At 62.8% G+C, this 20,622-nt stretch carries 21 protein-coding genes; 11 read left to right on the top strand and 10 right to left on the bottom strand.

Going from position 1 to position 20,622, the window contains the following annotated elements:
* The first annotated feature begins 204 nt into the window (after positions 1–204).
* Complete coding sequence (locus ATC00_RS04010) at positions 205–414, top strand: hypothetical protein (RefSeq protein WP_037384983.1); 210 nt, start codon at positions 205–207, stop codon at positions 412–414.
* Positions 415–448: 34 nt separating this feature from the next.
* Here ATC00_RS04010 and ATC00_RS04005 read toward each other — a convergent pair whose 3' ends face one another.
* Positions 449–694 (bottom strand): hypothetical protein, encoded by a 246-nt coding sequence (locus ATC00_RS04005; RefSeq protein WP_037384978.1) that lies wholly within the window; start codon positions 692–694, stop codon positions 449–451.
* A gap of 146 nt (positions 695–840) precedes the next feature.
* Here ATC00_RS04005 and ATC00_RS04000 point away from each other — a divergent pair, with 146 nt between their 5' ends.
* Positions 841–1,749, top strand: coding sequence for a hypothetical protein (locus ATC00_RS04000; protein WP_064252038.1), 909 nt, complete (start codon positions 841–843; stop codon positions 1,747–1,749).
* Positions 1,750–1,925: 176 nt separating this feature from the next.
* Positions 1,926–3,992 carry an ATP-dependent helicase gene (locus ATC00_RS03995; RefSeq protein ID WP_064252037.1) on the top strand — a complete coding sequence of 689 codons (2,067 nt, stop codon included), beginning with the start codon at positions 1,926–1,928 and terminating at the stop codon, positions 3,990–3,992.
* A gap of 45 nt (positions 3,993–4,037) precedes the next feature.
* On the opposite strand, the gene ATC00_RS03990 is transcribed toward ATC00_RS03995, so the two are convergent.
* From ATC00_RS03990 to ATC00_RS03970, 5 genes are all read right to left on the bottom strand, one after another.
* Positions 4,038–4,661, bottom strand: a complete 624-nt coding sequence (locus ATC00_RS03990; protein WP_064252036.1) for an RBBP9/YdeN family alpha/beta hydrolase — start codon at positions 4,659–4,661, stop codon at positions 4,038–4,040.
* A gap of 179 nt (positions 4,662–4,840) precedes the next feature.
* Positions 4,841–5,515: an HAD family hydrolase gene (locus ATC00_RS03985; RefSeq protein WP_064252035.1), complete on the bottom strand. Its 675-nt coding sequence runs from the start codon at positions 5,513–5,515 to the stop codon at positions 4,841–4,843.
* Positions 5,516–5,603: 88 nt separating this feature from the next.
* Entirely contained in the window at positions 5,604–6,263 is a 660-nt protein-coding gene (locus ATC00_RS03980) for a metallophosphoesterase family protein (protein WP_064252034.1), read from the bottom strand.
* A gap of 276 nt (positions 6,264–6,539) precedes the next feature.
* Positions 6,540–6,920 carry a hypothetical protein gene (locus tag ATC00_RS03975; RefSeq protein WP_064252033.1) on the bottom strand — a complete coding sequence of 127 codons (381 nt, stop codon included), beginning with the start codon at positions 6,918–6,920 and terminating at the stop codon, positions 6,540–6,542.
* A 148-nt stretch (positions 6,921–7,068) separates the two neighbouring features.
* Positions 7,069–8,775, bottom strand: coding sequence for a phosphoethanolamine transferase (locus tag ATC00_RS03970; protein WP_064252032.1), 1,707 nt, complete (start codon positions 8,773–8,775; stop codon positions 7,069–7,071).
* A gap of 248 nt (positions 8,776–9,023) precedes the next feature.
* Here ATC00_RS03970 and ATC00_RS03965 point away from each other — a divergent pair, with 248 nt between their 5' ends.
* From ATC00_RS03965 to ATC00_RS03930, 8 genes are all read left to right on the top strand, one after another.
* Complete coding sequence (locus ATC00_RS03965) at positions 9,024–9,698, top strand: response regulator (protein WP_037384962.1); 675 nt, start codon at positions 9,024–9,026, stop codon at positions 9,696–9,698.
* Positions 9,695–11,047, top strand: a complete 1,353-nt coding sequence (locus ATC00_RS03960) for a sensor histidine kinase (protein WP_064252031.1) — start codon at positions 9,695–9,697, stop codon at positions 11,045–11,047. The genes ATC00_RS03965 and ATC00_RS03960 overlap by 4 nt, the downstream gene beginning before the upstream one ends.
* Before the next feature lie 162 nt (positions 11,048–11,209).
* Entirely contained in the window at positions 11,210–12,382 is a 1,173-nt protein-coding gene (locus tag ATC00_RS03955; protein ID WP_064252030.1) for an HPP family protein, read from the top strand.
* A 150-nt stretch (positions 12,383–12,532) separates the two neighbouring features.
* Positions 12,533–13,237, top strand: a complete 705-nt coding sequence (locus ATC00_RS03950; protein ID WP_064252029.1) for a CerR family C-terminal domain-containing protein — start codon at positions 12,533–12,535, stop codon at positions 13,235–13,237.
* Complete coding sequence (gene hlyD / locus ATC00_RS03945) at positions 13,234–14,238, top strand: secretion protein HlyD (protein WP_064252028.1); 1,005 nt, start codon at positions 13,234–13,236, stop codon at positions 14,236–14,238. The genes ATC00_RS03950 and hlyD overlap by 4 nt, the downstream gene beginning before the upstream one ends.
* Positions 14,235–15,983: an ATP-binding cassette domain-containing protein gene (locus ATC00_RS03940; protein ID WP_064252027.1), complete on the top strand. Its 1,749-nt coding sequence runs from the start codon at positions 14,235–14,237 to the stop codon at positions 15,981–15,983. Before hlyD ends, ATC00_RS03940 begins: the two co-directional genes overlap by 4 nt.
* A complete protein-coding gene (locus tag ATC00_RS03935; RefSeq protein WP_064252026.1) occupies positions 15,980–17,131 on the top strand; it encodes an ABC transporter permease in 1,152 nt (383 codons plus the stop codon). Before ATC00_RS03940 ends, ATC00_RS03935 begins: the two co-directional genes overlap by 4 nt.
* Positions 17,132–18,244 (top strand): ABC transporter permease, encoded by a 1,113-nt coding sequence (locus tag ATC00_RS03930; RefSeq protein ID WP_064252025.1) that lies wholly within the window; start codon positions 17,132–17,134, stop codon positions 18,242–18,244.
* Between the two features lie 3 nt (positions 18,245–18,247).
* Here ATC00_RS03930 and ATC00_RS03925 read toward each other — a convergent pair whose 3' ends face one another.
* The 4 genes from ATC00_RS03925 to ATC00_RS03910 form a co-directional block, all read right to left on the bottom strand.
* Complete coding sequence (locus tag ATC00_RS03925) at positions 18,248–18,634, bottom strand: type II toxin-antitoxin system VapC family toxin (protein ID WP_064252024.1); 387 nt, start codon at positions 18,632–18,634, stop codon at positions 18,248–18,250.
* Positions 18,631–18,870: a type II toxin-antitoxin system Phd/YefM family antitoxin gene (locus ATC00_RS03920; protein ID WP_037384936.1), complete on the bottom strand. Its 240-nt coding sequence runs from the start codon at positions 18,868–18,870 to the stop codon at positions 18,631–18,633. The genes ATC00_RS03925 and ATC00_RS03920 overlap by 4 nt, the downstream gene beginning before the upstream one ends.
* 77 nt (positions 18,871–18,947) lie before the next feature.
* Positions 18,948–19,550, bottom strand: coding sequence for an alpha/beta hydrolase (locus ATC00_RS03915; protein WP_064252023.1), 603 nt, complete (start codon positions 19,548–19,550; stop codon positions 18,948–18,950).
* 111 nt (positions 19,551–19,661) lie between these two features.
* Complete coding sequence (locus tag ATC00_RS03910; protein ID WP_064252022.1) at positions 19,662–20,594, bottom strand: VOC family protein; 933 nt, start codon at positions 20,592–20,594, stop codon at positions 19,662–19,664.
* Positions 20,595–20,622: the final 28 nt, after the last annotated feature.

Here is a 20,622-nt window from a genome sequence, read left to right as displayed (position 1 = left end):
GAAATCGCCGCTATCACTGCACCTGATCTTGTCGAGAAAACGGCTGCAACGCCCTCGAGCGGCAAACCAGGACGTGCACGGCGCTTCGAGGCTGCTATCTGCAGTGACTCGTCATCGTTCCAATCAGGCATACACTGAACGTTTCCGGCACATGCTCGGGCGCCACGGATGTGCGAATCCGTCCCCATCGAGAGGAGATGAACCATGGTGCCATCTCACGACCGGTGCAGCACTTTCGGCCCCACGGAGGTGGATCTGCTGCACAGCATTTTCGAACAGATCCTAGAGGAAAAGGGCGTGGAAAGCAGCGGCGAGAGAGCCAACGAAATCGCCGCAAGATTGATCCGCGTTTACCAATCCGGCGTGCGCGACGTCGTGATGCTGAAGAAACTGTCCGTGCGTCCGCGAGAATGATCCCGCGACGCGAGGTCGGCCCACTTGCCCGCCATCAGTGCATCGTCTTGTTTCCTGGGAAGGGAACGGGATTGGTTTCGGCCATCTTTGCCGCCATGCGCATCGCCACCACATAGTCTTCGGTGAGTTCCATCAGCGCAAGCGCGATCTCCTGCCAAGTCCAGCCTGCGCCTTCGGCCAGGCTTGTGAAGATCTGAAAATCCTCTTCCAGCGCCCGCTCGCACTCGACCCGGCGGTCCGGGGGCTGGGGTTGGGTGATCGTGTCGGTGACCTTAGGCATCGTTCCTCCTAGTGCAGAGGAAACTCGCAGACGAGGAGACGGGTTCCATTGCACCGCTCCGAAAAGCGTCTGGCTGCGGGAAGCCCAATCGAGACGAACAAAGCGATCGCGCACAGCGTTACACTTGAGAGCGTGGAGAGACGGTCATGGTTCCACATAAGCAGTGGAGGCGCGGGGTAGCTCGGCAGGGCGAATTTGCGTCCTTCCCCTATGACCGATCGACCGTCGAGCGATTTCGCGAGGCGTTTCCACGCGCTCGGTGGAACGACGAACGCAGGAGCTGGTTCGTGCCGGGAAAGACGGCCGCTCGCCGCATCGAGCGCTGGCTGGCACGGGAATCAGAGCACACCGACATTCATGGCGATCTCAAGGGCCGCGACGCCTATGATTTCGAGCCCATCGTCAGCCGGTATCTTGAGGTCAGCGACGACCTGCGCATCCGAACGCCCTATTCCAGATCGGTCATCGAATTGCTGCGCGAAATTCCCTGGGCGCACTGGGACGAAGATATGGGGGTGTGGCGCGTACCCTTCCGGTCCTACGAAGAACTGCGGCGATGTTGGCCGAGGATCGAGGAGGCCGCCCGTCGAAGCGAACCAGACGAAAGGAAGCGCCGACGATACGCGGAAAAAGGCTCCGAGGTGCAAAGGGCGGCCAGGGCGCGTGCAGCGGAGAGGCGGCGTCGCCGGTATCCCCTCACCACAGACGATCCGCCGCCCTTGGGCCGCCCGGTTGCGACCGTGCAGTATGGGATCGTCACCGTTTTGGATTTCTTGGGCGAAGTCGCCGAGCCGGCGGCGTTGGCGCAATATTATCCTCAAGCCGATCAGGCCGTTGATCACGTCTGGGGGAGATGGCGTCGACCGACTTTCGCCGAACTCGTCGCGACATGGCCGGCCCGCAAGGAGCCCGGGCCCGAGGCGCTCTCCAGGGGATGGTGGCAGCCGACGCTCGCCGAGTTGAGGATCGCCCGCAGAAACGCACGCTCCATGGCGCGACGCCAGCAGGCGCGGAAGCCGGCGGGCGTTGCCGCGCATCGAACGCGCGCCGAATAGCGAAGCGGCCAATCGGTTCGGGCCGAAATATCAGCAAATCGCGAAGCGGCTTTGCAGCATGTCGAACTGTGGCTATGTTCCTTATCCGTTCACGCGCGATTCGCTGCAAGCCGGCCGCCTCACAGGACGCGTCTGTTTACGTCGCGCGAGCGCAATTGGAGGCGGGACGAGGCCGGATGAGCGTGGCATATCTGGAAAAACTGAACGAGCGCCAGCGCAGTGCCGTCTCACACGGTGTCGGACCGGATGCCCATATCGGCGGTCCGCTTCTCATCATCGCCGGCGCCGGCTCGGGCAAGACCAACACGCTTGCCCACCGGGTGGCGCATCTCATCGTCAACGGTGCGGACCCCCGACGTATCCTCCTGATGACCTTCTCGCGCCGGGCGGCCGCCGAGATGGGCCGGAGGGTCGAACGCATCTGCGGCCAGGTGCTCGGCGGGAAGGCCGGCACGATCTCGGACGCGCTTGCCTGGGCGGGAACCTTTCACGGCATCGGCGCGCGGCTCCTGCGCGACCATGCCGTCGAAATTGGTATTGATCCGGATTTCACCATCCACGATCGGGAAGACAGCGCCGATCTCATGAATATCGTGCGGCACGAGCTTGGTTTCTCGAAAACCGAGAACCGTTTCCCGACCAAGGCGACCTGTCTTTCAATCTATTCGCGCACCGTCAATGCGGAGCAGCCGCTCGACGAAGTCCTGCGCGACAATTTTCCCTGGTGTTCTGCGTGGGAAAAGCAGCTGCGCGAACTTTTCGGCGCCTATGTCGAAGCCAAGCAGGCGCAGAACGTACTCGATTACGACGACCTGCTGCTTTGCTGGGCGCAGATGATGGGCGATACTGTCCTCGCCGATGACGTCGGCGGCCGGTTCGACCACGTGCTCGTCGACGAATATCAGGACACCAACCGGCTGCAGGCTTCGATCCTGACGGCATTGAAGCCGAATGGGCGCGGCCTCACCGTGGTGGGCGACGACGCCCAGTCGATCTATTCGTTCCGCGCCGCGACGGTTCGCAATATCCTGGATTTTCCGACCAGCTTCACGCCGGCGGCGGAAATCATCACGCTCGATCGGAACTATCGCTCCACTCAGCCGATCCTCGCCGCCGCGAACGGCGTGATCGAACTGGCGCGGGAGCGTTTCACCAAGAACCTCTGGACCGAGCGGGAATCGGCCGAACGGCCGCGGCTTGTGACCGTGCGTGACGAGGCCGAGCAGGCTAATTACGCCGTCGAACAGATCTTGGAGAACCGCGAAGGCGGAATGCTGCTGAAGCAGCAGGCCGTGCTCTTCCGAACCTCGCATCACAGCGGCGCCCTCGAGGTGGAACTGACCCGTCGCAACATCCCCTTCGTGAAGTTCGGTGGGCTCAAATTCCTGGACAGCGCGCATGTGAAAGACATGTTGGCAGCGCTGCGCTTTGCACAGAATCCACGCGATCGCGTTGCGGGCTTTCGGCTGATGCAATTGCTGCCCGGTGTCGGTCCGCAAACGGCCGCGCGCGTCCTCGACGCGATCGCCGTCGATCCGGAACCGTTGGCGGCGCTTTCGGAGATACCTGCCCCGCGGCGCTCCGGCGATGCCTGGCCGGCATTCGCTGACATGCTGCAGGCCCTGCGCTCCGGCCGGACCGGGTGGCCAGGAGAAATCAGCGCGGCCCGCGCCTGGTACGAACCGCATCTGGAGCGTATCCATGAAGACGCCGAGGTCCGCAGGGCTGACCTTCTGCAGCTCGAGCAGATCGCCAGCGGCTATCCGTCCCGGGAACGCTTTCTGACCGAGCTCACCCTCGATCCGCCGGACGCCACCAGCGACCATGCGGGCGTGCCGCTGCTCGACGAGGACTATCTCATCCTCTCGACCATCCACTCGGCCAAGGGGCAGGAATGGAAATCGGTTTTCGTACTGAATTGCGTCGACGGCTGCATTCCGTCCGACCTCGGTGTCGGCAGCACGGCGGAGGTCGAGGAGGAGCGCCGTCTGCTTTACGTCGCCATGACGCGCGCCAAGGACAGCCTGCATCTGATCACCCCGCAGCGCTTTTTCACGCACGGGCAGCATGCCCAAGGCGACCGGCATGTCTACGCCTCGCGCAGCCGCTTCCTACCTGCAACGCTTCTGCAATTCTTCGAGTGCTCGGCCTGGCCCGTTGCCAAGCAGGCTGCGGTTGGCCAGCGCGATGCGCAGCAATTGCGCATCGATGTCCGGGCCCGCATGCGCGGTATGTGGCGTTAATGCGAGTCGCCCAAAGTGTTCAGCGTGAGTACGTTTGAACGCGCCTTAGAGAAATGATCGTTGCCGGCTCGCTGGAGCCGAACGCGCCAATTGACGGACGAGCATTGTAGGCGCAGTGATCGCGCGGTCGTCCTTAGCCATGCCGTTCAGGACCTGGAGTAGATCATAGCCGGCCGGCCAGCGGCCGAAGCCGCTCGCGATGTTGATGTGGCCGGCATGGCCGAGATCGACGAGGCGGCTGCCCCATTCTTCACAAAAAATCCGTAAGCGGTCGAAGCGCATATAGGGATCGTTGAGACTGCCGACGACGAGACTTGGAAAGCTAAGCCGCTGTCGCGGCATGCCACCGAAGGCGATCGCCCCCGGATGCAGGCGCTCCGTCTCCTCGAGATCACAGGGCGCCACAAGAAGAACGCTTCCGATGCGCTTGGCAACCGGGTGGCCGGCAAGGCCCGCGACCAAAAGGCAGCCCAGGCTGTGAGCGACGATGTCGACCGACGGATGCCTGTCGATTTCTGTCTCCAGAGCACTTCGCCAAACCGCAAGCGCCGGTCGGTTCCAGTCGCCCTGCTCGACGAGCGTGGCCCCCGGTTGATCGATGAGCCAGTGGCGCTGCCAGTGGCCCTCGCCCGATCCGAACAAACCCGGAACGATCAGCGTCTTCACCATACGTTCGCTCCCCGGAGCACCGGTTGCTGCAAATGGATAGTTTCATGCGGAGATTGTGCCCGGCAGCAATAGCGAAGGTAAGGAATGAAGGTTTATTCTCTACAAAATTACTAGAAAAATATGCCGGACATGCGAAGCGCGCCGACCGACCGGCATCGTCTCATCCTGCAGCGAGCAAATCAGCGATAGCGCCGGTGAAGCGAAAGCCAGCCGTCGCCGCCGATCCGGGCCTCGACGTCCGCGTAATGCTCCAAAGTCAGATGCGGCGTTCCCTCCGCCGCGGCGTGAGCACCGGTGATCACGGCCACTTCGGCGCCGGCGGCGCTTCCCGCGAGTATCCCGGCCGGGGCATCTTCGAAGACCAGGCAGTCCTCGGCACGAACTCCGAGCCGCTTGGCGGCGAGAAGATAGCCCTGCGGATCGGGCTTGCCCGCCGTGACATCTTCACCGGTGACCATGTGGCGCGGAACTGGAATGCCGGCCGCGGCGAGGCGGCGCCTGGCCAGCTCCAGCGGCGCCGACGTGACGATCGCCCAGCGTTCGGGCGGCAATGAGTCGAGGAAGGCGACCGCCCCGGGTATTTCGGCGATACCATCCACATCGGCAATCTCCGCCAGGGCGAGCGCATGCGCCTCAAGGTCGGGGTCGACGGCGAGCCCGAGCTTGCGGATCGTGTCCGACGCGCGCACGCCATGCACCGATTTCATCAGTTCATGGGGATCGAGCCCATTGCGGACCGCCCACGCCCCCCATACCCGTTCGACGACGGCCATGGAATTGAGCAGGGTACCATCCATATCGAACAGCAGGGCAGCGAAGTTTTTCGGGAATATCGCGGTGGTCAGGGTATCCAAGCCGGCTCCTTAGCAAGAAATTTCGCGCTTGCGCGGATGCCACAACTATCCTTGGAGGGGCCAGCGCACAACCTTCTTCTCAGCGTGCTCAGCGGCGCCCGCCGGCAATGAGAAAATCGATCGGCCCACCGGCCACGTCATCGTCAAAGACGGCGCAGGAGAGCACGCCGCCGAAGACTGCACCCGAATCGACATTGGTCCTGTTGCCGACAGTGCGGGGATTACCGCGGCTCGGCGTATGCCCGTGGCAGACATGCTTGCCCCAGTAATGGCCGGAGTAGTTCGGCTCGGTCCGCATCCAGAGCAGAATATCGTCGCCCTGTTCCTCGAGCGGGATCGTCTCATCCACGCCGGCGTGGACGAAGATGCGATAGGGCTCGACGATGATCGACGGCAGTTCGGCCATCCAGACCAGATGGCTCAAGGGTATGGCGCCACCGTAGGAGTCCAGAGTTTCGCCGCCGCCGTTCATCAGCCACGAGCTCATCTCGGCAAGACCCTTGCGGGCCGAGAGCAACATATCCTCATGGTTGCCCTTGAGTGTTATCCATTGCCAACCGGCCCTGGTCGGTCCCGCCATGATCCGCTCGACGACGCCCCTGCTCTCCGGGCCCCGGTCGACGAGGTCGCCGAGAAAAATCACCCTCCCCCCCGGCGCGGCGGACTCGATCGCCGCCAACAGGGTTTCGAGCTCAGCGAGGCAGCCGTGAATGTCACCGACAGCAAATGTCAGACGTCGGCCATTCATGAAGCGGTGCTCCTCTCCCCGTCCAACACGGCCTTCTCCATGGATCCGGACGAAATCGGTCGTCCCTCGTCACTACAGCGCCGCGCGTCCAGTTGGACGCGGAAAGCCGCTATAGCACTTTGAATTGCTGCTGCGACCACTTGGTTCAACGAACAGCTCTATCGCATTATAAAACCGGCCGGAATCGCTTTCGGCGCAAAAATACGGAAACGCAATGGATTGGTTAATCGGACGGCTGAACAGCCGCAAGGGAAATACGGCCCTCCGCCGCACAGATCAACGGCGCGGCGTCGCCCTCGGAATGGTCGAACCGGTGATGGACACCGGGTCACTGGCGGGAAACGTGTCCTCGAGCCCCTCCTCCAGCTGCTCTTCCATCGCATCTTCGTCATGTGCCTGGCGGGCGTTCGGAAGCGCGCCTTCCGGGATCGACGGGGATCGTCGCGTGCCCGTTATGCCGAGCAGTTCGCCATTCGCCTCCATGGCGGCTGCGAGGATTTCCTTCGCGCGTGCCACGGCGTTCAGCCTGTTCAGGGTGCCCGCCGCGTTCTGCGGACACAGGACGGAAACGACCTCACCCGTCGCACCGACGAACTCAACGGTAAACCCCGCCTTGCCGCCACGCTCTGGGAAGACCTGGATGCCAACGAACTGCATCGCTTCTCCTCCATGATAGTAGCGCCGCGCGTGCCGTCAGACACGCAAAGATCGCTGTAGCACATGGAATTGCGCATGATCTTGTCCGATCGATCCTAATCTCGGGAATCATGCAGCAGACCGACCGGGTTGGTTTCACGTACAAAGTCTACCAGATTTGTCGAACTGCCGACAGCCGCCTTGGCGCCGCATTGTCCGCCGCATGGAAGCCCGGTGCCCCCTGCTTCCGCTCCGCCGGCCGGGTGCAGGCCGCGAAGGCGTCGAGGGCGCGATTATAGACTCGCGTCTGCACGTCCATCATGCCGAGGACAGTGTGGAACAGGTTGTCGTGCGACCGCGGCTTGTCGGTATCCTTGGCAAGGCAGCCGGTGTCGACGCCCATAATCGCCTGGTAGGGCTTCGAGAACCAGGCGATGAACGGAACCTGCGTCTGTTCCTTCGGTGCAATCGCATAGGGTGCACCGTGCAGGTAAATGCCGTTCTCGCCGAGCGATTCTCCATGGTCCGACATGTAGATCATCGCGCCGGCGATGCGGTCCTGATGTTTTTCGATGAGCCCCGCAACGCTTGCGAGCACATGGTCGGTATAGAGGATCGAGTTGTCATAGGCGTTGACGATTTCCTCCGTCGTACAGCTCATCAGCTCCGGCGTGCGACAGTCCGGCGTGAAGCGGCGGAACGCCTCGGGATAGCGCAGGTAATAGGCCGGGCCGTGACTGCCGAGCTGATGCAGTACGATGACGCTGTTTTTCGTCGTCGCGGCAAGCTTCTTATCCAGGTCGCCGAGGAAGATTTCGTCGAGACATTCGCCATTGCTGCAAAGCGGGCTGTTCTTTTGGTGCGTCATGCTGGCAAAACTGATGAGGTCGGCGATGCCCTTGCTGCCGGTGTTGTTGTCCCACCAGGTGACCGAAACACCCGCATGCGTCAGTACGTTGACGAGGTTTTCGGTCGAGCGAGCTTTCCAGTCGCTGTACTCGCTGCGCGGATAGACGGAAAACATGCAGGGCAGCGAGACCGCCGTCGCCGTGCCGCAGCTCGTCGTATCACGGTAGTTGACCACTCCGAGTGCCTCCAGTTCCGGATTTGTGTCGCGGTGATAGCCATTGAGGGAGAAGTTCATCGCCCGTGCAGTCTCGCCTGCGACCACCACCACGACGACAGGCTTGCCGGCTGTGGCGATGCGATACCCTTCTCTGGCGTCGATCCCGAGCGGCTGCACGACCAGATTGCGCTCGCGATAGCTGGAAAGTCCGTAGCGCACCGCCGACGTGATCGGTCCGGCCGGATTGAACCGGACCATCAGATCTCGATGCTCTCTGAGCGCATAGGCGATGCCGGCAAGGTTGGCGTAGATGAGCATGCCGCTCAGCAGAAGCGCCGGAGCAACGAAGAGGAAATTGATTGCCGCTTTTGAGAAAAATGGCCGATGCTTGATCTTGACCCACGCGATGAGAAGCGACGGCAAGAGTGCGTAGAGCGCAAGATGAAGCGCCAGGCTGCCAGTCAGCAGGTGGCTCGCCTCTGGGCCAGTGGTGACGGCGGCGTTTCCGATCATTTCCTTGTCGATGACGATGCCGAACGTCTCGGTGAAGTGCGACGCAGCCGCCGATATGGCGATCAGCAGGACCAACAGCGGCTTCATCAGATATTTCATCGACAGCATGGTCAGGACTGAAAAGGTGGTCAGACCGAGTGCCACCCCGAACGATAGGACAGCGATCCACGCGTGACCGAAAGAGGTCACCGCATGGCTCCAGAAGGAATTGTTGGTGATGAGCAGCAGATAAAGCGTGGCCGCCGCACTCAAGGAGATGCTGCCGATCTCCGGCCGACGAATTCTGAAGACAGCCAAAACATTGTTCTCCAGGATGGAAATTCTTTGCCCGTGGTTACGTCGCGCTTTTTCGAACCGGCGTCGTCCCTATTCTTGGACGCGACGAAGTTGCCGGCGTGTCACGACACCTCCGCCAGTACCGCGGGCAAACTGTCGAGGTCCTGTCGGGCACGATGCTCCCCGGGTTCTGCGACGTTGGCACGTGAGGGAAAACCCCCTATGGTCTGCGGCCGCCGATCCAAGAAGGCTTCAGATCAGGGAAACGCATGCGCCTGCTGCTCGTCGAAGACAGTCCTCGCCTCATCGAACTCGTGGGCGAAACCATGCGCGATGCGGGCTGGCGGCTCGACGCGGTTTCGAGTCTCGGCGAAGCCGAGGCCGCCATTGTCGGGCGGGAGCACGATCTCGTCCTTCTTGACCTGGGCTTGCCGGATGGCGACGGTCTCGATCTTCTGAGATGGATAAGGCAGGAGCACGCCGGCTTGCCCGTACTGGTCATCACCGCCCGCGGCTCCGTCGACGAGCGGGTCCAAGGGCTCGATGCCGGGGCGGACGACTATTTGGTGAAGCCTTTCCACCATCGGGAACTGCTTTCCCGCTGCCGGGCGATGCTGAGGCGCAATCCGCACGCCATACAGCCGGTGCTCGAAGCCGGCGCGTTGCGCTTCGATCCAGCCACCGCAGAGCTCACCTGCGACGGGACGATAATCGCCCTTCCCCCGCGCGAACGCTCGCTGATCGAGATATTGATGCGTGAGGTTGGTCGCGTCGTGCCAAAGCGTCGGCTCGAGACAGTCCTCTCCGAATATGGCCAAGAGCTCAGTTCCAATGCGCTCGAGCTCGCCGTCTCCCGAGTTCGGAAGCGGTTGCAGCCGCTTGCCACCGGTATCCGGATCGAAACGGTGCGCGGCATCGGCTATCTCCTGCGGGCCGCTGCATGAGGAAAGGCAATCCGTCGCTGATCGGCATTGTTGCCAGACGCATCATCGCCTTTTCCCTGCTCGCCATGATCCTCGAGATCGGCGTGGTCTTCGCCGATTACTGGTTTGACGACGACAAGCTCAGCGTCCTGATGCTGCAGCAGGAAACGGAAATCCTGTCGCAGGCGATCACCATGGAGGACGGGCTGCCGACATTCAGCGCCGATCGCGAGTTCCGCGAACGCTACGTCGATCTGGATGGGCGTGCAGGCGCGATCTATGTGCGGGTGCGTACCGCTTCCGGCTCTATCCTCTTTTCCGATTGCACGACGGAATGCGCCGAGCATTTCCTGCCGTTGAGCATCAATGCGCCGAGCTTCTGGAAGCGGACGATCGAGGAGGGAAAGCCATTTAGTGTGGCGGGCGGTCAATCCTTTGAGCGCGATGGCGAATCCGTGCTCGTCGAACTGGCGATCGTGAAGGACCCGAACGGCTTCATGTATGGCGCGCTCCTGCGCGAGATGTTCGATTCGATGATCGTTCCGATGACGCTGATGTTTTGCCTCGTGGTCGGCGCGACGATCTGGTCGATCCGAAGTGCTCTCAGGCCGGTGGCGATGGCGGTCAAGGCTGCGGATGCGATCGACCCGCGCGACAGCGGCGCCCGCCTGCCGATAACCCGCATGCCGGAAGAGATCGAACGGCTGGTAAGCGCCGTCAACCGGCTGCTCGCCCGCGTCGCCGATCTCGTCCAATCGCAGAAGGTCTTTTCGTCCTCGATCGCCCATGAGATACGCACGCCCGTTTCGATCGCCAAGATGGAGTTGAGCCGGATCGACGATCCTCGGGCGCGCAATGCCGAGCGGGACCTCGACGCGCTGACGCATATTCTCGAGCAGTTGACGTCGCTGGCGCGGGCGGACACCGTCGACCCATCCGCCTACGAGCGGGGCAATCTGTCCGAAATCGGAGCCGAGGTGGCGCAAGCCACGGCGCCGTTCGTCTTCGACCAAGACAGGTCAATCGAGTTCGTCGACCACGGGACAACGCCGGTGAAGGTGATCCCGGCGCTCGTCGAGAACATGCTCAGGAACCTGATCGAGAACGCGGTAAAGCACAATCCGCCGGGTACCCGGATCGTGCTGACCTGTGGACCCGGCCCACAGGTCTCCGTTGAGGATGACGGCAAGGGCATGGTCGATCTGCCGGAACTGAACGAGGACCTCGGCTACGTCAAACGATCGGGCCAACTCGGCCTCGGCCTGAAAATCGTTCATCGGATCGCCGAGCTGCACAAGGCGAAAATCTCATACGACACCGCTCCGAACCGGGGCACCAAGATCACGATTGACCTTGCCTCTGCGGCCTGAATTCGGCGCCGCTCCTTGTGCCGGGTATTTGTTGAGCATAGTGCATATTTTTTAATCCTGTGCGTTTTCTTGGATGCAGATTTCGTGCCCAATCCGCAATCACATGCTATTGCGCTGTGCACTTCGTTCTCGTTTCACCCTCCGCATCGCGCACGAACATCCATGTCCAAGGCCGCAGCCCTTCTTCGACGTTTGATGCCCTCGCTGGTACCGGTCAGCGGCTGGGAGCGCCTGCGCGCCTCCTGCGGCGCGCTCATCGGGGTCCTGTCGACAGGGTTCATCAGCACGGTTGCCGTCGGGGCCGACGCCAGCCTGCCGCTGCTCATCGCCCCGATGGGAGCCTCCGCGGTGCTGCTTTTCGCCGCGCCGTCGAGCCCGCTCGCCCAGCCCTGGTCGATCGTGGGCGGCAATGTCGTCTCCGCAACGGTCGGCGTCACCTGCGCCTTGCTCATCCCCAATCCTGTTGTGGCGGCGGCCATCGCCGTCGCCTTGGCAATCGGCGTCATGCTGCTCCTTGGCTGCCTGCACCCGCCGAGCGGCGCCGTCGCCCTGACCGCGGTTCTCGGCGGCCCGGTGATCCATGAGGCGGGCTACGCCTTCGTCTTTTCCCCGGTCGCGATCAACTCGCTGGTCATCCTGACGGCGGCGCTTATCTTCAACAATCTCACCGGCCGCCGCTATCCGCACCTTGCCCCTGCCCCGAACCCCCATCGCACCGAGGATCCGCTGCCAAGCCAGCGCCTCGGTGTCGTTCCGGACGACCTCCAGGCGGTGCTGGCGCAATATGGCGAGATCGTCGACATCAGTCCCGAGGAGCTCGACAGCTTCATTCACCAGGCGCAAATTCGTGCCTTCACCCGCCGGTCGGGCAAAATAACCTGTGGCGAGATCATGTCCCGCGACGTGCTGACCGTTGCGCCCGACACGCCGCTGCGCAAAGCATGGCGAATGCTCGTCGCACACCGAATTCAGGCCTTGCCGGTGGTGACCGAAAAAGACGGCATGGTCGGCATGATTACCCAAGCCGACTTCATGAAGCACACGACGCTGGCGGTGGACGGGCGGCTGCAGATCGGCCTTCGCGAGCGGATCGGCAATATCATTGGACTGCCGGCGAAATCGCCTCGGCTGGTTTCCGAAATCATGACGACCCGAGTCCAATCGGCCCTGCCGGAAACGATGATCGCCAAGCTGGTGCCGCCCATGGCGGACATGGGTCTGCACCATATGCCGATCGTGGACGCTGAAAACCGCGTCGTCGGTATCGTCACCCAATCGGATCTCATCGCCGCGCTGTTCCAAGGGCGTCTTGACGCCGTGCAGCAAGTCGCCTGAACTGCGACAGTCCTGACCTCTCACTTCTCCATTGGCTAGGCCGCGGCTGGCCGAGGCGCCAGCTGCGCCAAAGGCTCCCCCGCACCGACGTGCCGTTTCGAAATCATTCGATCGATTGACTTAGTCGGTTGAATGATGTAATTTAAGCAAATGATGAAAAACTACGACACCACTACACAGCTCAAGGGCGAGCGCGGCGACGCCACGCGAGAGAAGCTTCTCGCCACGGCGATCGACATCTTTGGCCGCTACGGCTTCGACGGCGCCACGACGCGGAAGCTCGCCGATGCGGCGGGCGTCAACCTACAGGCCATCCCCTATTATTTCGGCGGCAAGGAGGGGCTCTATATCGCCGCGGCCGAGCATCTCGCGGCTCTGATCGGCAATCATGTCCGCGATCTGCGCGCCATGATTCACGGGCGCCTTGCTGAACTCGAGGAGCAGGGCCAGCCGATGACTCCGGCCGAAGCGCGCGGCTTCCTTACCCAGATGGTTCAGAGGATGATCGTTCTCTTCGTGAGCAAGCAATCGGAGAGCTGGGCGCGCTTCATCATCCGCGAGCAGATGGAGCCGACCGAAGCCTTCACGCGCCTCTACGGCAACATCATGCGGCCGATGATCGAGATGGCGCGGCGGCTGATCGGCGCCATTCTCGAGGACGACCCGGCCTCCGAACACATCCGGCTCAGAACCCTCTCCTTCGTTGGCAGCGTGCTCGTGTTCCGCATGGCGCATGCGGCAGTCTATGCGCAGCTCGAATGGGAAACCGCCGGGCCGAAGGAGATCGAGACCTTGCACAGGCACGCGGCTGAACTTGTCGCGATACTCGGTGCGGAGAAGGACCGCCAGCCATGAAGAAGATTGCACTCATCACCCTGGCCCTTGCGGCCGGCGCGGCCGGCGCCTGGTGGCTGGATCTGCCGGCGCGGATCGGCTGGGCGGAAGACCACAGGAACACGGTTCTCTACGGCAACGTCGATATCCGCCAGGTGTCGCTCGGCTTCCGCGTCAGCGGCCGGATTGCCGAACTGCGGGTAGACGAGGGCGACGCAGTCAAGGCCGGCGACGTAATCGCCAGGCTGGACGCAGAGCCGTTTCAGCAGGCGCTGGACGCCGCGGAAGCGGATGCCGAGGCGCTCCGTTCGACGCTCGCAAAGCTCAAGGCAGGCGCCAGGCCAACCGAGATCGCCCAGGCCCGCGCCGCCCATGAGGAGCGTCTTGCCGAACTCCAGAACGCCGAACTCGCCTTTCAGCGGGCGCAGCGGCTGCGGCCGGCCGGCACGATTTCGCAGGCCGAACTCGACCAGGCAATTGCGAGCCGCGCCGCGGCCGCTGCCCGTGCGGCCTCCGCACGCGAGGCATTGGCCCTGCTCGAAGAGGGCAGCCGCGTCGAGGACATAGCCACGGCCGAAGCGCAGGCGAATGCGGCAACGGCTAAGGCCGCGAGCGCCCGCACTGCACTCGAGGACGTCGCGCTGGTCGCGCCGAGCGCCGGCGTCATCCTCTCTCGCGTCCGGGAGGTCGGGGCGGTCGTCTCGCCGTCGGACACGGTCTATGTGCTCTCTCTGACCGAACCCGTCTGGGTCCGCGCCTATGTCGCCGAACCGGATCTCGGTCGCGTCCACCCGGGAATGAAGGTCATGGTGACCTCTGACACCAACCCCCGGCAAGGCTATGAGGGGACGATCGGCTTCATTTCGCCGGTGGCGGAATTCACGCCGAAGTCGGTGGAAACGCCCGAGCTTAGAACCGATCTCGTCTATCGACTGAGGATCGTCGTCGACAAGCCGGGCACCGACCTGCGCCAGGGCATGCCGGTGACCGTGCGTCTGCCGGGCCCGGAGGCCGGGTCATGACATCCGCTCCCGACAACGCGTCCGCGGCGGTGCCTTTCGTACGGCTGTCGTCCGTCTCGAAGCGGTTCGGCGAGGCGCCCCCTGCCCTCGACTCCATCGACGGCGTCATTGCGGGCGGCAGGATCACCGGCCTCGTTGGTCCGGATGGCGCCGGCAAGACGACGTTGATCCGGCTGATGACCGGGCTGATGCTGCCCGACCAGGGTACGGTCGAAGTGCTCGGCTATGACACGCGCAGGGATCCGGCGAGCATCCAGGCGGCGATCGGCTATATGCCGCAGCGATTCGGGCTCTACGAGGATCTCTCGGTCCAGGAAAATCTCGATCTCTATGCGGACCTGCGCGGCCTGCCGCTCGCCGAACGCGGCCGGACCTTTGCCGAGCTGCTTGAATTCACCGATCTTGCCCCCTTCACCACCCGTCTGGCCGGCAAGCTCTCCGGCGGCATGAAGCAGAAGCTCGGCCTTGCCTGCGCGCTTCTGCGCAAGCCGCGGCTGCTGCTGCTTGACGAACCCGGCGTCGGCGTCGATCCGATTTCGCGGCGCGACCTCTGGAAGATGGTCGAGAACCTGACGGCGGAAGGCATCGGCGTTCTCTGGTCGACGGCCTATCTCGACGAAGCGGAAGCCTGCGATCATGTCCTCCTGCTCAACCAGGGAAGGCTGCTGTTTTCCGGTTCCCCGCACGAGATGACCGGGCGCGTCGAAAATCGAGTCTTCCGCCTCTCCGGCACGGTCGGGCGACGGCGCGAAAGACTGTCACGCCTGCTGGACCAGGAGGGCGTCGTCGACGGCGTCATTCAGGGCGAAGCCATACGCCTGGTGATGAAGCCAGGGCTCACCCCTCCCTCGTTTGACGAGGCATCGTCCCCTCGCGCCGCAGCCGCGCAGCCGCGATTCGAGGATGCCTTCGTCGACATGCTCGGCGGCGGTCCCGGTGGACGGTCGCAACTTGCGGAGACGCAGCGGCCGTTTACTGCCGATGGCGGTCGACCGGTGATCGAGGCGCGCGGGCTGACGAAGCGTTTCGGCGATTTCACCGCCGCCGACAACATCACCTTCGACATCCCGCGCGGCGAGATTTTCGGCCTGCTTGGTCCCAACGGCGCCGGCAAGTCGACCACCTTCAAGATGCTTTGCGGGCTCTTGAAACCCACCGCCGGCGAGGGCCGGGTCGCGGGCTTCGATCTCCGGCGCGACGCCGCCGAGGCGCGCAACCGGCTCGGCTATATGGCCCAGAAGTTCTCGCTCTACGGCGACCTCAGCGTTCTGCAGAACCTGAATTTCTTTGCCGGCGTCTACGGTCTCTCCGGCTTGAGGAAGCGCGAGCGGATCGACCTGATGACCGAGATCTTCGATTTCCGCGGCATTCACGACATGTCGGCGAAGGATCTGCCGCTCGGCCTAAAGCAGCGGCTGGCGCTCGCCTGTGCCGTCTTGCACGAGCCGGAGGTGCTCTTTCTCGACGAACCGACCTCCGGTGTCGATCCGATCACCCGGCGCGAATTCTGGACCCATATCAACGGCCTTGTCGAAAAGGGCGTAACCGTCCTCGTCACCACCCATTTCATGGACGAGGCCGAATATTGCGACCGCATCTCGCTCATCTATCGCGGCCGGTCGATCGCACTCGGCTCCCCGGACGAGATGAAAGCGCGCGTCGCCGGCAAGGACCTGCCGGATCCGACCATGGAAGACGCCTTTATCGCCCTCGTGCAGGGTTCGGAGGCGAAGGAGGCAGCATGAGCGCCAGGGTGAAAAAACAGGAGCGCGAAGGCTCGGGCCGCGCCAGGCGCTTTGCCGCCCTCGTACGCAAGGAAACCTATCAGGTGGTGCGCGATCCGAGCAGCATCCTGATCGCCTTCGTGCTGCCGCTGATCCTGCTCTTCCTGTTCGGCTATGGCGTGTCGCTCGACACCACGCAGACCAGGATCGGGCTTGTCGTCGAGGAGGCGACGCCGCTGACGCGCGATCTCGCGGCGAGCTTTCAGGCGTCTCGCTATTTCGCCGTCGTCAATGGCCGGGACCGCCGCGAATTCGGGGATGATCTTGTCCTCGGACGGGTTCGCGGCATCGTCGTCATCCCGGCACGCTTTGCGGCTGACCATGCGGCGGGACGAAATCCTGCCGTCCAGGTAATCGTCGACGGGTCCGATCCGAACACGGCGAACTTCGTGCAGAACTATGCGCAAGGAACGGTCGCCAATTGGGAGCGGCAACTTGCGAGCGAGGGCCAGGGCCACGTGCCGGCGATCGCCGCCGAACAGCGCTTCTGGTTCAATCCGGAACTGACGAGCCGCAACTTCCTCGTCCCCGGCTCGATCGCCATCGTCATGACGCTCGTCGGCACGCTGCTCACCTCGCTTGTGGTCGCCCGCGAATGGGAGCGAGGCACGATGGAGGCGATGATGGCCACCCCTGTCTCGGCCGCCGAACTGCTCGCCGGCAAGCTGCTGCCCTACTTCATTCTCGGCCTCACCTCGATGACGCTCTGCGTTCTTCTCGCCGTCTTCCTCTTTGGAGTCCCGTTCCGGGGGTCGACCATCGCGCTTTACGCGCTCTCGGCGGTATTTTTGATGCCGGCACTCGGGCAGGGTCTGGTGATCTCTGCCGTGACCAAGAACCAGTTTCTGGCCTCGCAGCTCGCACTGATCACCGCATTCCTGCCGGCTTTCCTGTTGTCCGGCTTCCTGTTCGAGATCAACTCGATGCCGACCGCCATCCAGTGGATCACCTACGTCGTGCCGGCACGCTACCTCATCCCCAGCCTGCAGACGGTGTTTCTCGCCGGCGACATCTGGCCGATGTTCGCCCGGGCGATCGCGGTGATGTTCCTGATTGGCTGCGTCTTCTTCGCGCTCGCTGCGCGCAGCACCAGAAAGAGGATCGGATAGATGTGGTGGGGTCGACTGAAGGCGCTGATCGTCAAGGAACTGCTGGCCGTGCTGCGGGATCCGAAAGGCCGCACGATCCTGATCGGTCCGCCGATCATCCAATTGCTCGTCTTCTCCTACGCCGCGACGCTCGAAGTGAAGAATGTCGACCTCATGGTGTTGAACCGCGACAACGGCCACTGGAGCCAGGAGCTCGTGCAGCAGATCGGCGGCTCGCCGACCTTCCGTTCGATCCGGCTCGCCGATCGCCCAGCTGAGATCCGCGCCGCGATCGATAACCAGCGTGTGCTGGCCGCTCTGGAAATCGGCCCCACCTTTTCCCGCGATATCGAGGCGGGAAAGCCCGCCGAAGTGCAGATGATCCTCGACGGCCGGCGCTCCAACGCCTCGCAGATCGTGTCGGGCTATCTGAGCCGCATCGTCGGTGCGCTGTCCGCCGAGACCCCAGCCGGCAAACGCGCCGCCTCCGAGGCGATCAGGGTCGAGGCACGCAACTGGTTCAATCCCAATCTCACCTTTCAATGGTTCATGGTGCCCAATCTGGTTGCGAGCATCGCTCTCCTGATCGGCCTCATCGTCACTGCGCTGTCGGTCGCCCGAGAGCGGGAACTCGGCACCTTCGACCAATTGATCGTCTCGCCGTTACGAACGCACGAAATCCTGATCGGCAAGCTCATCCCGCCGATGATGATTGGGCTCTTCCACATCACCATCTATATTCTTGCCGCTGTCTTCGTCTTCGGCGTGCCGCTGCGCGGCTCGCTGCTGCTGCTTTACGGAAGTGCGATCTTTTATCTCGCCGCGGTGGTCGGACTCGGCCTCTTCATCTCGGCACTGTCGATGACCCAGCAGCAGGCGATCCTCGGGGCCTTCCTGTTCATGGTGCCGGCCATGCTGCTGTCGGGCTTTGCGACGCCGATCGAGAACATGCCGAGCTGGCTGCAGCCGGTGACGCTGATCAATCCGCTGCGCTATTTCCTGGTCATCGTGAAGGGCGTCTTCCTCAAGGATATTCCGCTCGCCGAGGTGGTGCACCAGACCTGGCCGCTGTGCCTGATCGCCGTCGTCACGCTTTCTTCCGCCGCCTGGCTCTTCCGCCGCCGACTGGAGTGAGGGTCAAACGAGACGAATGGGACCGGGATAGCGGCCGATCATTTCGTCGGTGGTAACCAGCGCCAAGCCTTCTACAAGCGATTGGGCGACGAGAATGCGGTCGAAGGGGTCCTTGTGGATCGGCGGAAGCTGATCGAGTGCTCCAGCATGGATGCCGGTCACCGGTAGTTCCGTATAGCCGTTATCCGACAGGCCGCGACGGAGCAGCCGGGGATCGGCTTCGAAATCCGCCCGACCGAGACTCCGTTTGATGGCGATTTCCCACAGGCTCGCAGCACTGAAATAGAGCGCGTTTTCGCGATCCTCGATAAGCGCGAGGGCCTCCCTTGACAGGCGGCCAGGGCTGCCAGCCGCCCAGAGAAGAATGTGCGTATCCAGGAGAATGTTCATGCGCCAAAAAGCTCTTCGATTTCGGCGCTGCCCATCTGATCGAAGTCGTCCGGGACGACGATCTGGCCGACCAAGAAGCCCAGCCGACGCTGCGCGACTTCGGATGGCTGGTCGAATGGAATGACCTTCACCATGGGTTTTCCCGCTTTGGCGATAATGAAGGACTCTCCCCGCGCAGCTTTCTCGATCAGCCGCGAGAGGTGCGTCTTCGCCTCGTGGATGTTGATTGTTTCCACCGATGATCTCCGTGGATGCGGACTTAGTTCACTGAACTTAGTTCACCGAGCATCGGTTATCAAGACGGTGACAGTACCTACTTCCTAAGAAACCGACCGATCGCCGCAACCTCGTCCTGGCGGATGTCGTGTCCGCCGGAATGCCATTCGAGGTCTAATTCCGCCTTCTGCGCCTTGAAATAGTCCGCGAGCGCTTGGGTCAGCGGCGGCGGGCAGATCGGATCGCGTTCGCCGGCGGTGACGAGAATCTTCCGGCCCGGCAGCCCAGGATTATCCTTCGGCCGGAACGGGATCAGCGGATGCATGAGCACCGCCTTGTCGAAAACGCCTTCTTCGATCAGCACATTGGCGAGGATATTGGCGCCGTTCGAATAGCCGAGGCCGATGATTTCCGAAGCTTCATGCTCAGCGGCAAGCGTCTTCACGAAGTTCGCCATCTTCCCCGTGGCGCGCGCCAGGTCCGCCATGTCATAGACGCCCTCGCCCGTGCGCCTGAAGAAGCGCGCGGCACCATGTTCGGAGACGTCGCCGCGCGGCGAGACGATGGTTGCATCCGGCAGTAGCTCGGCGCCGAAACCGAAGAACTGGTTCTCGTCGCCGCCTGTACCATGCAGAACGAAGAGGATTGGACTGCCGGGTCTGCCGGCTTTCAGCTTATGGACATAGCCATGGTCGGCCATTGAATTCTCCTTTTCTACTAATGGATTAGCGGGCATTTGTTGCCACACGGCTTTAGGAGCGCCCGCCCTCCTCCAATGGGCACGAAGGAGGAGCGGACCGTCATAGGCGACTTATCCATCGAGCTTCTGCAAGTGGCTCTCGAGGATCGCTCGCAGATGCTTGTGCTGCTGCGGCAGTTTCAGCGCCTCGCCGAGATGGTCGATCTCCTCGTCGCGGGCGAAGCCCGGTTCGTTGGTGGCGATCTCGAACAGCACGCCGCCTGGGGTGCGGAAATAGATCGCCCAGAAATAGTCGCGGTCGATGACCGGCGTTACATGATAACCGGTATCCATCAGCGCCTTGCGCACTTCCAATTGCTTCTCGCGATTGTCGACGGCGAAGGCGACGTGGTGTACAGAGCCGGCCCCCTGCGCGGCGCGGTTGATGTTCGGCAATGTCTCGAGGTCGACGAGGGTCGCACCGTTGCCGCCCGGCACGATCAGCCGCGTGACGCCATTCTTGCGGTCGAGTTCCTCATAGCCCATGAACTTCAGCAATTCCGCGGTCGCGCCCTCGTCACGCAGCCGCATGGAAACCGAGTGGAAGCCGCGGATCGCATGGTCCTCGGCAATTCCGCCTTCCGTCCAGGGCGTGCGCGGATCGTTCTCGACCTCGACGAGAGCAAAGCCGTCGCCGTCCGGTCCGGCGAAATTCAAGCGCCGTTCGCCAAAGGCTTCCTCCGCCTTAAGTCCGGTGACGCCGAGTTGCGTCAAGCGCTCCTGCCAGAAACCGAAAGACTCTTTCGGCACGGAGAAGACAGTCGTTCCGACCTCCCCCGTTCCGGCGCGGCCGCGCGGCATCTGCGGAAAGGGAAAATAGGTCATCACCGTACCGGGCGTCCCGGCCCTGTCGCCGTAATAGAGATGATAAACGTCCGGCGAATCGAAGTTCACCGTCTTCTTGACGCGGCGCAAGCCAAGCGTGTTCGTGAAGAAGTGGTTGTTGGTACGGGCGTCGTCCGCCATTGACGTTACGTGATGCAGGCCTCTGATCTGGTCGCGCATATGTCGCTGCCTTTCTGCCCGTTTATCC

The sequence above is a fragment of the Sinorhizobium americanum genome, from assembly GCF_001651855.1.
GTDB classification, from domain to species: Bacteria; Pseudomonadota; Alphaproteobacteria; order Rhizobiales; family Rhizobiaceae; genus Sinorhizobium; species Sinorhizobium americanum.
The sequence above is the reverse complement of the archived record's forward strand: the minus strand, read 5'-3'. Positions and strand labels throughout refer to the sequence as shown.

Coding starts and splice junctions, on each gene's coding strand:
- ATC00_RS04010 (WP_037384983.1), top strand. CDS start 205: ATGGTGCCATCTCACGACCGGTGCAGCACTTTCGGCCCCACGGAGGTG.
- ATC00_RS04005 (WP_037384978.1), bottom strand. CDS start 694: ATGCCTAAGGTCACCGACACGATCACCCAACCCCAGCCCCCGGACCGC.
- ATC00_RS04000 (WP_064252038.1), top strand. CDS start 841: ATGGTTCCACATAAGCAGTGGAGGCGCGGGGTAGCTCGGCAGGGCGAA.
- ATC00_RS03995 (WP_064252037.1), top strand. CDS start 1,926: ATGAGCGTGGCATATCTGGAAAAACTGAACGAGCGCCAGCGCAGTGCC.
- ATC00_RS03990 (WP_064252036.1), bottom strand. CDS start 4,661: ATGGTGAAGACGCTGATCGTTCCGGGTTTGTTCGGATCGGGCGAGGGC.
- ATC00_RS03980 (WP_064252034.1), bottom strand. CDS start 6,263: ATGAATGGCCGACGTCTGACATTTGCTGTCGGTGACATTCACGGCTGC.
- ATC00_RS03975 (WP_064252033.1), bottom strand. CDS start 6,920: ATGCAGTTCGTTGGCATCCAGGTCTTCCCAGAGCGTGGCGGCAAGGCG.
- ATC00_RS03965 (WP_037384962.1), top strand. CDS start 9,024: ATGCGCCTGCTGCTCGTCGAAGACAGTCCTCGCCTCATCGAACTCGTG.
- ATC00_RS03960 (WP_064252031.1), top strand. CDS start 9,695: ATGAGGAAAGGCAATCCGTCGCTGATCGGCATTGTTGCCAGACGCATC.
- ATC00_RS03955 (WP_064252030.1), top strand. CDS start 11,210: ATGTCCAAGGCCGCAGCCCTTCTTCGACGTTTGATGCCCTCGCTGGTA.
- ATC00_RS03950 (WP_064252029.1), top strand. CDS start 12,533: ATGATGAAAAACTACGACACCACTACACAGCTCAAGGGCGAGCGCGGC.
- hlyD (WP_064252028.1), top strand. CDS start 13,234: ATGAAGAAGATTGCACTCATCACCCTGGCCCTTGCGGCCGGCGCGGCC.
- ATC00_RS03940 (WP_064252027.1), top strand. CDS start 14,235: ATGACATCCGCTCCCGACAACGCGTCCGCGGCGGTGCCTTTCGTACGG.
- ATC00_RS03935 (WP_064252026.1), top strand. CDS start 15,980: ATGAGCGCCAGGGTGAAAAAACAGGAGCGCGAAGGCTCGGGCCGCGCC.
- ATC00_RS03930 (WP_064252025.1), top strand. CDS start 17,132: ATGTGGTGGGGTCGACTGAAGGCGCTGATCGTCAAGGAACTGCTGGCC.
- ATC00_RS03925 (WP_064252024.1), bottom strand. CDS start 18,634: ATGAACATTCTCCTGGATACGCACATTCTTCTCTGGGCGGCTGGCAGC.
- ATC00_RS03915 (WP_064252023.1), bottom strand. CDS start 19,550: ATGGCCGACCATGGCTATGTCCATAAGCTGAAAGCCGGCAGACCCGGC.
- ATC00_RS03910 (WP_064252022.1), bottom strand. CDS start 20,594: ATGCGCGACCAGATCAGAGGCCTGCATCACGTAACGTCAATGGCGGAC.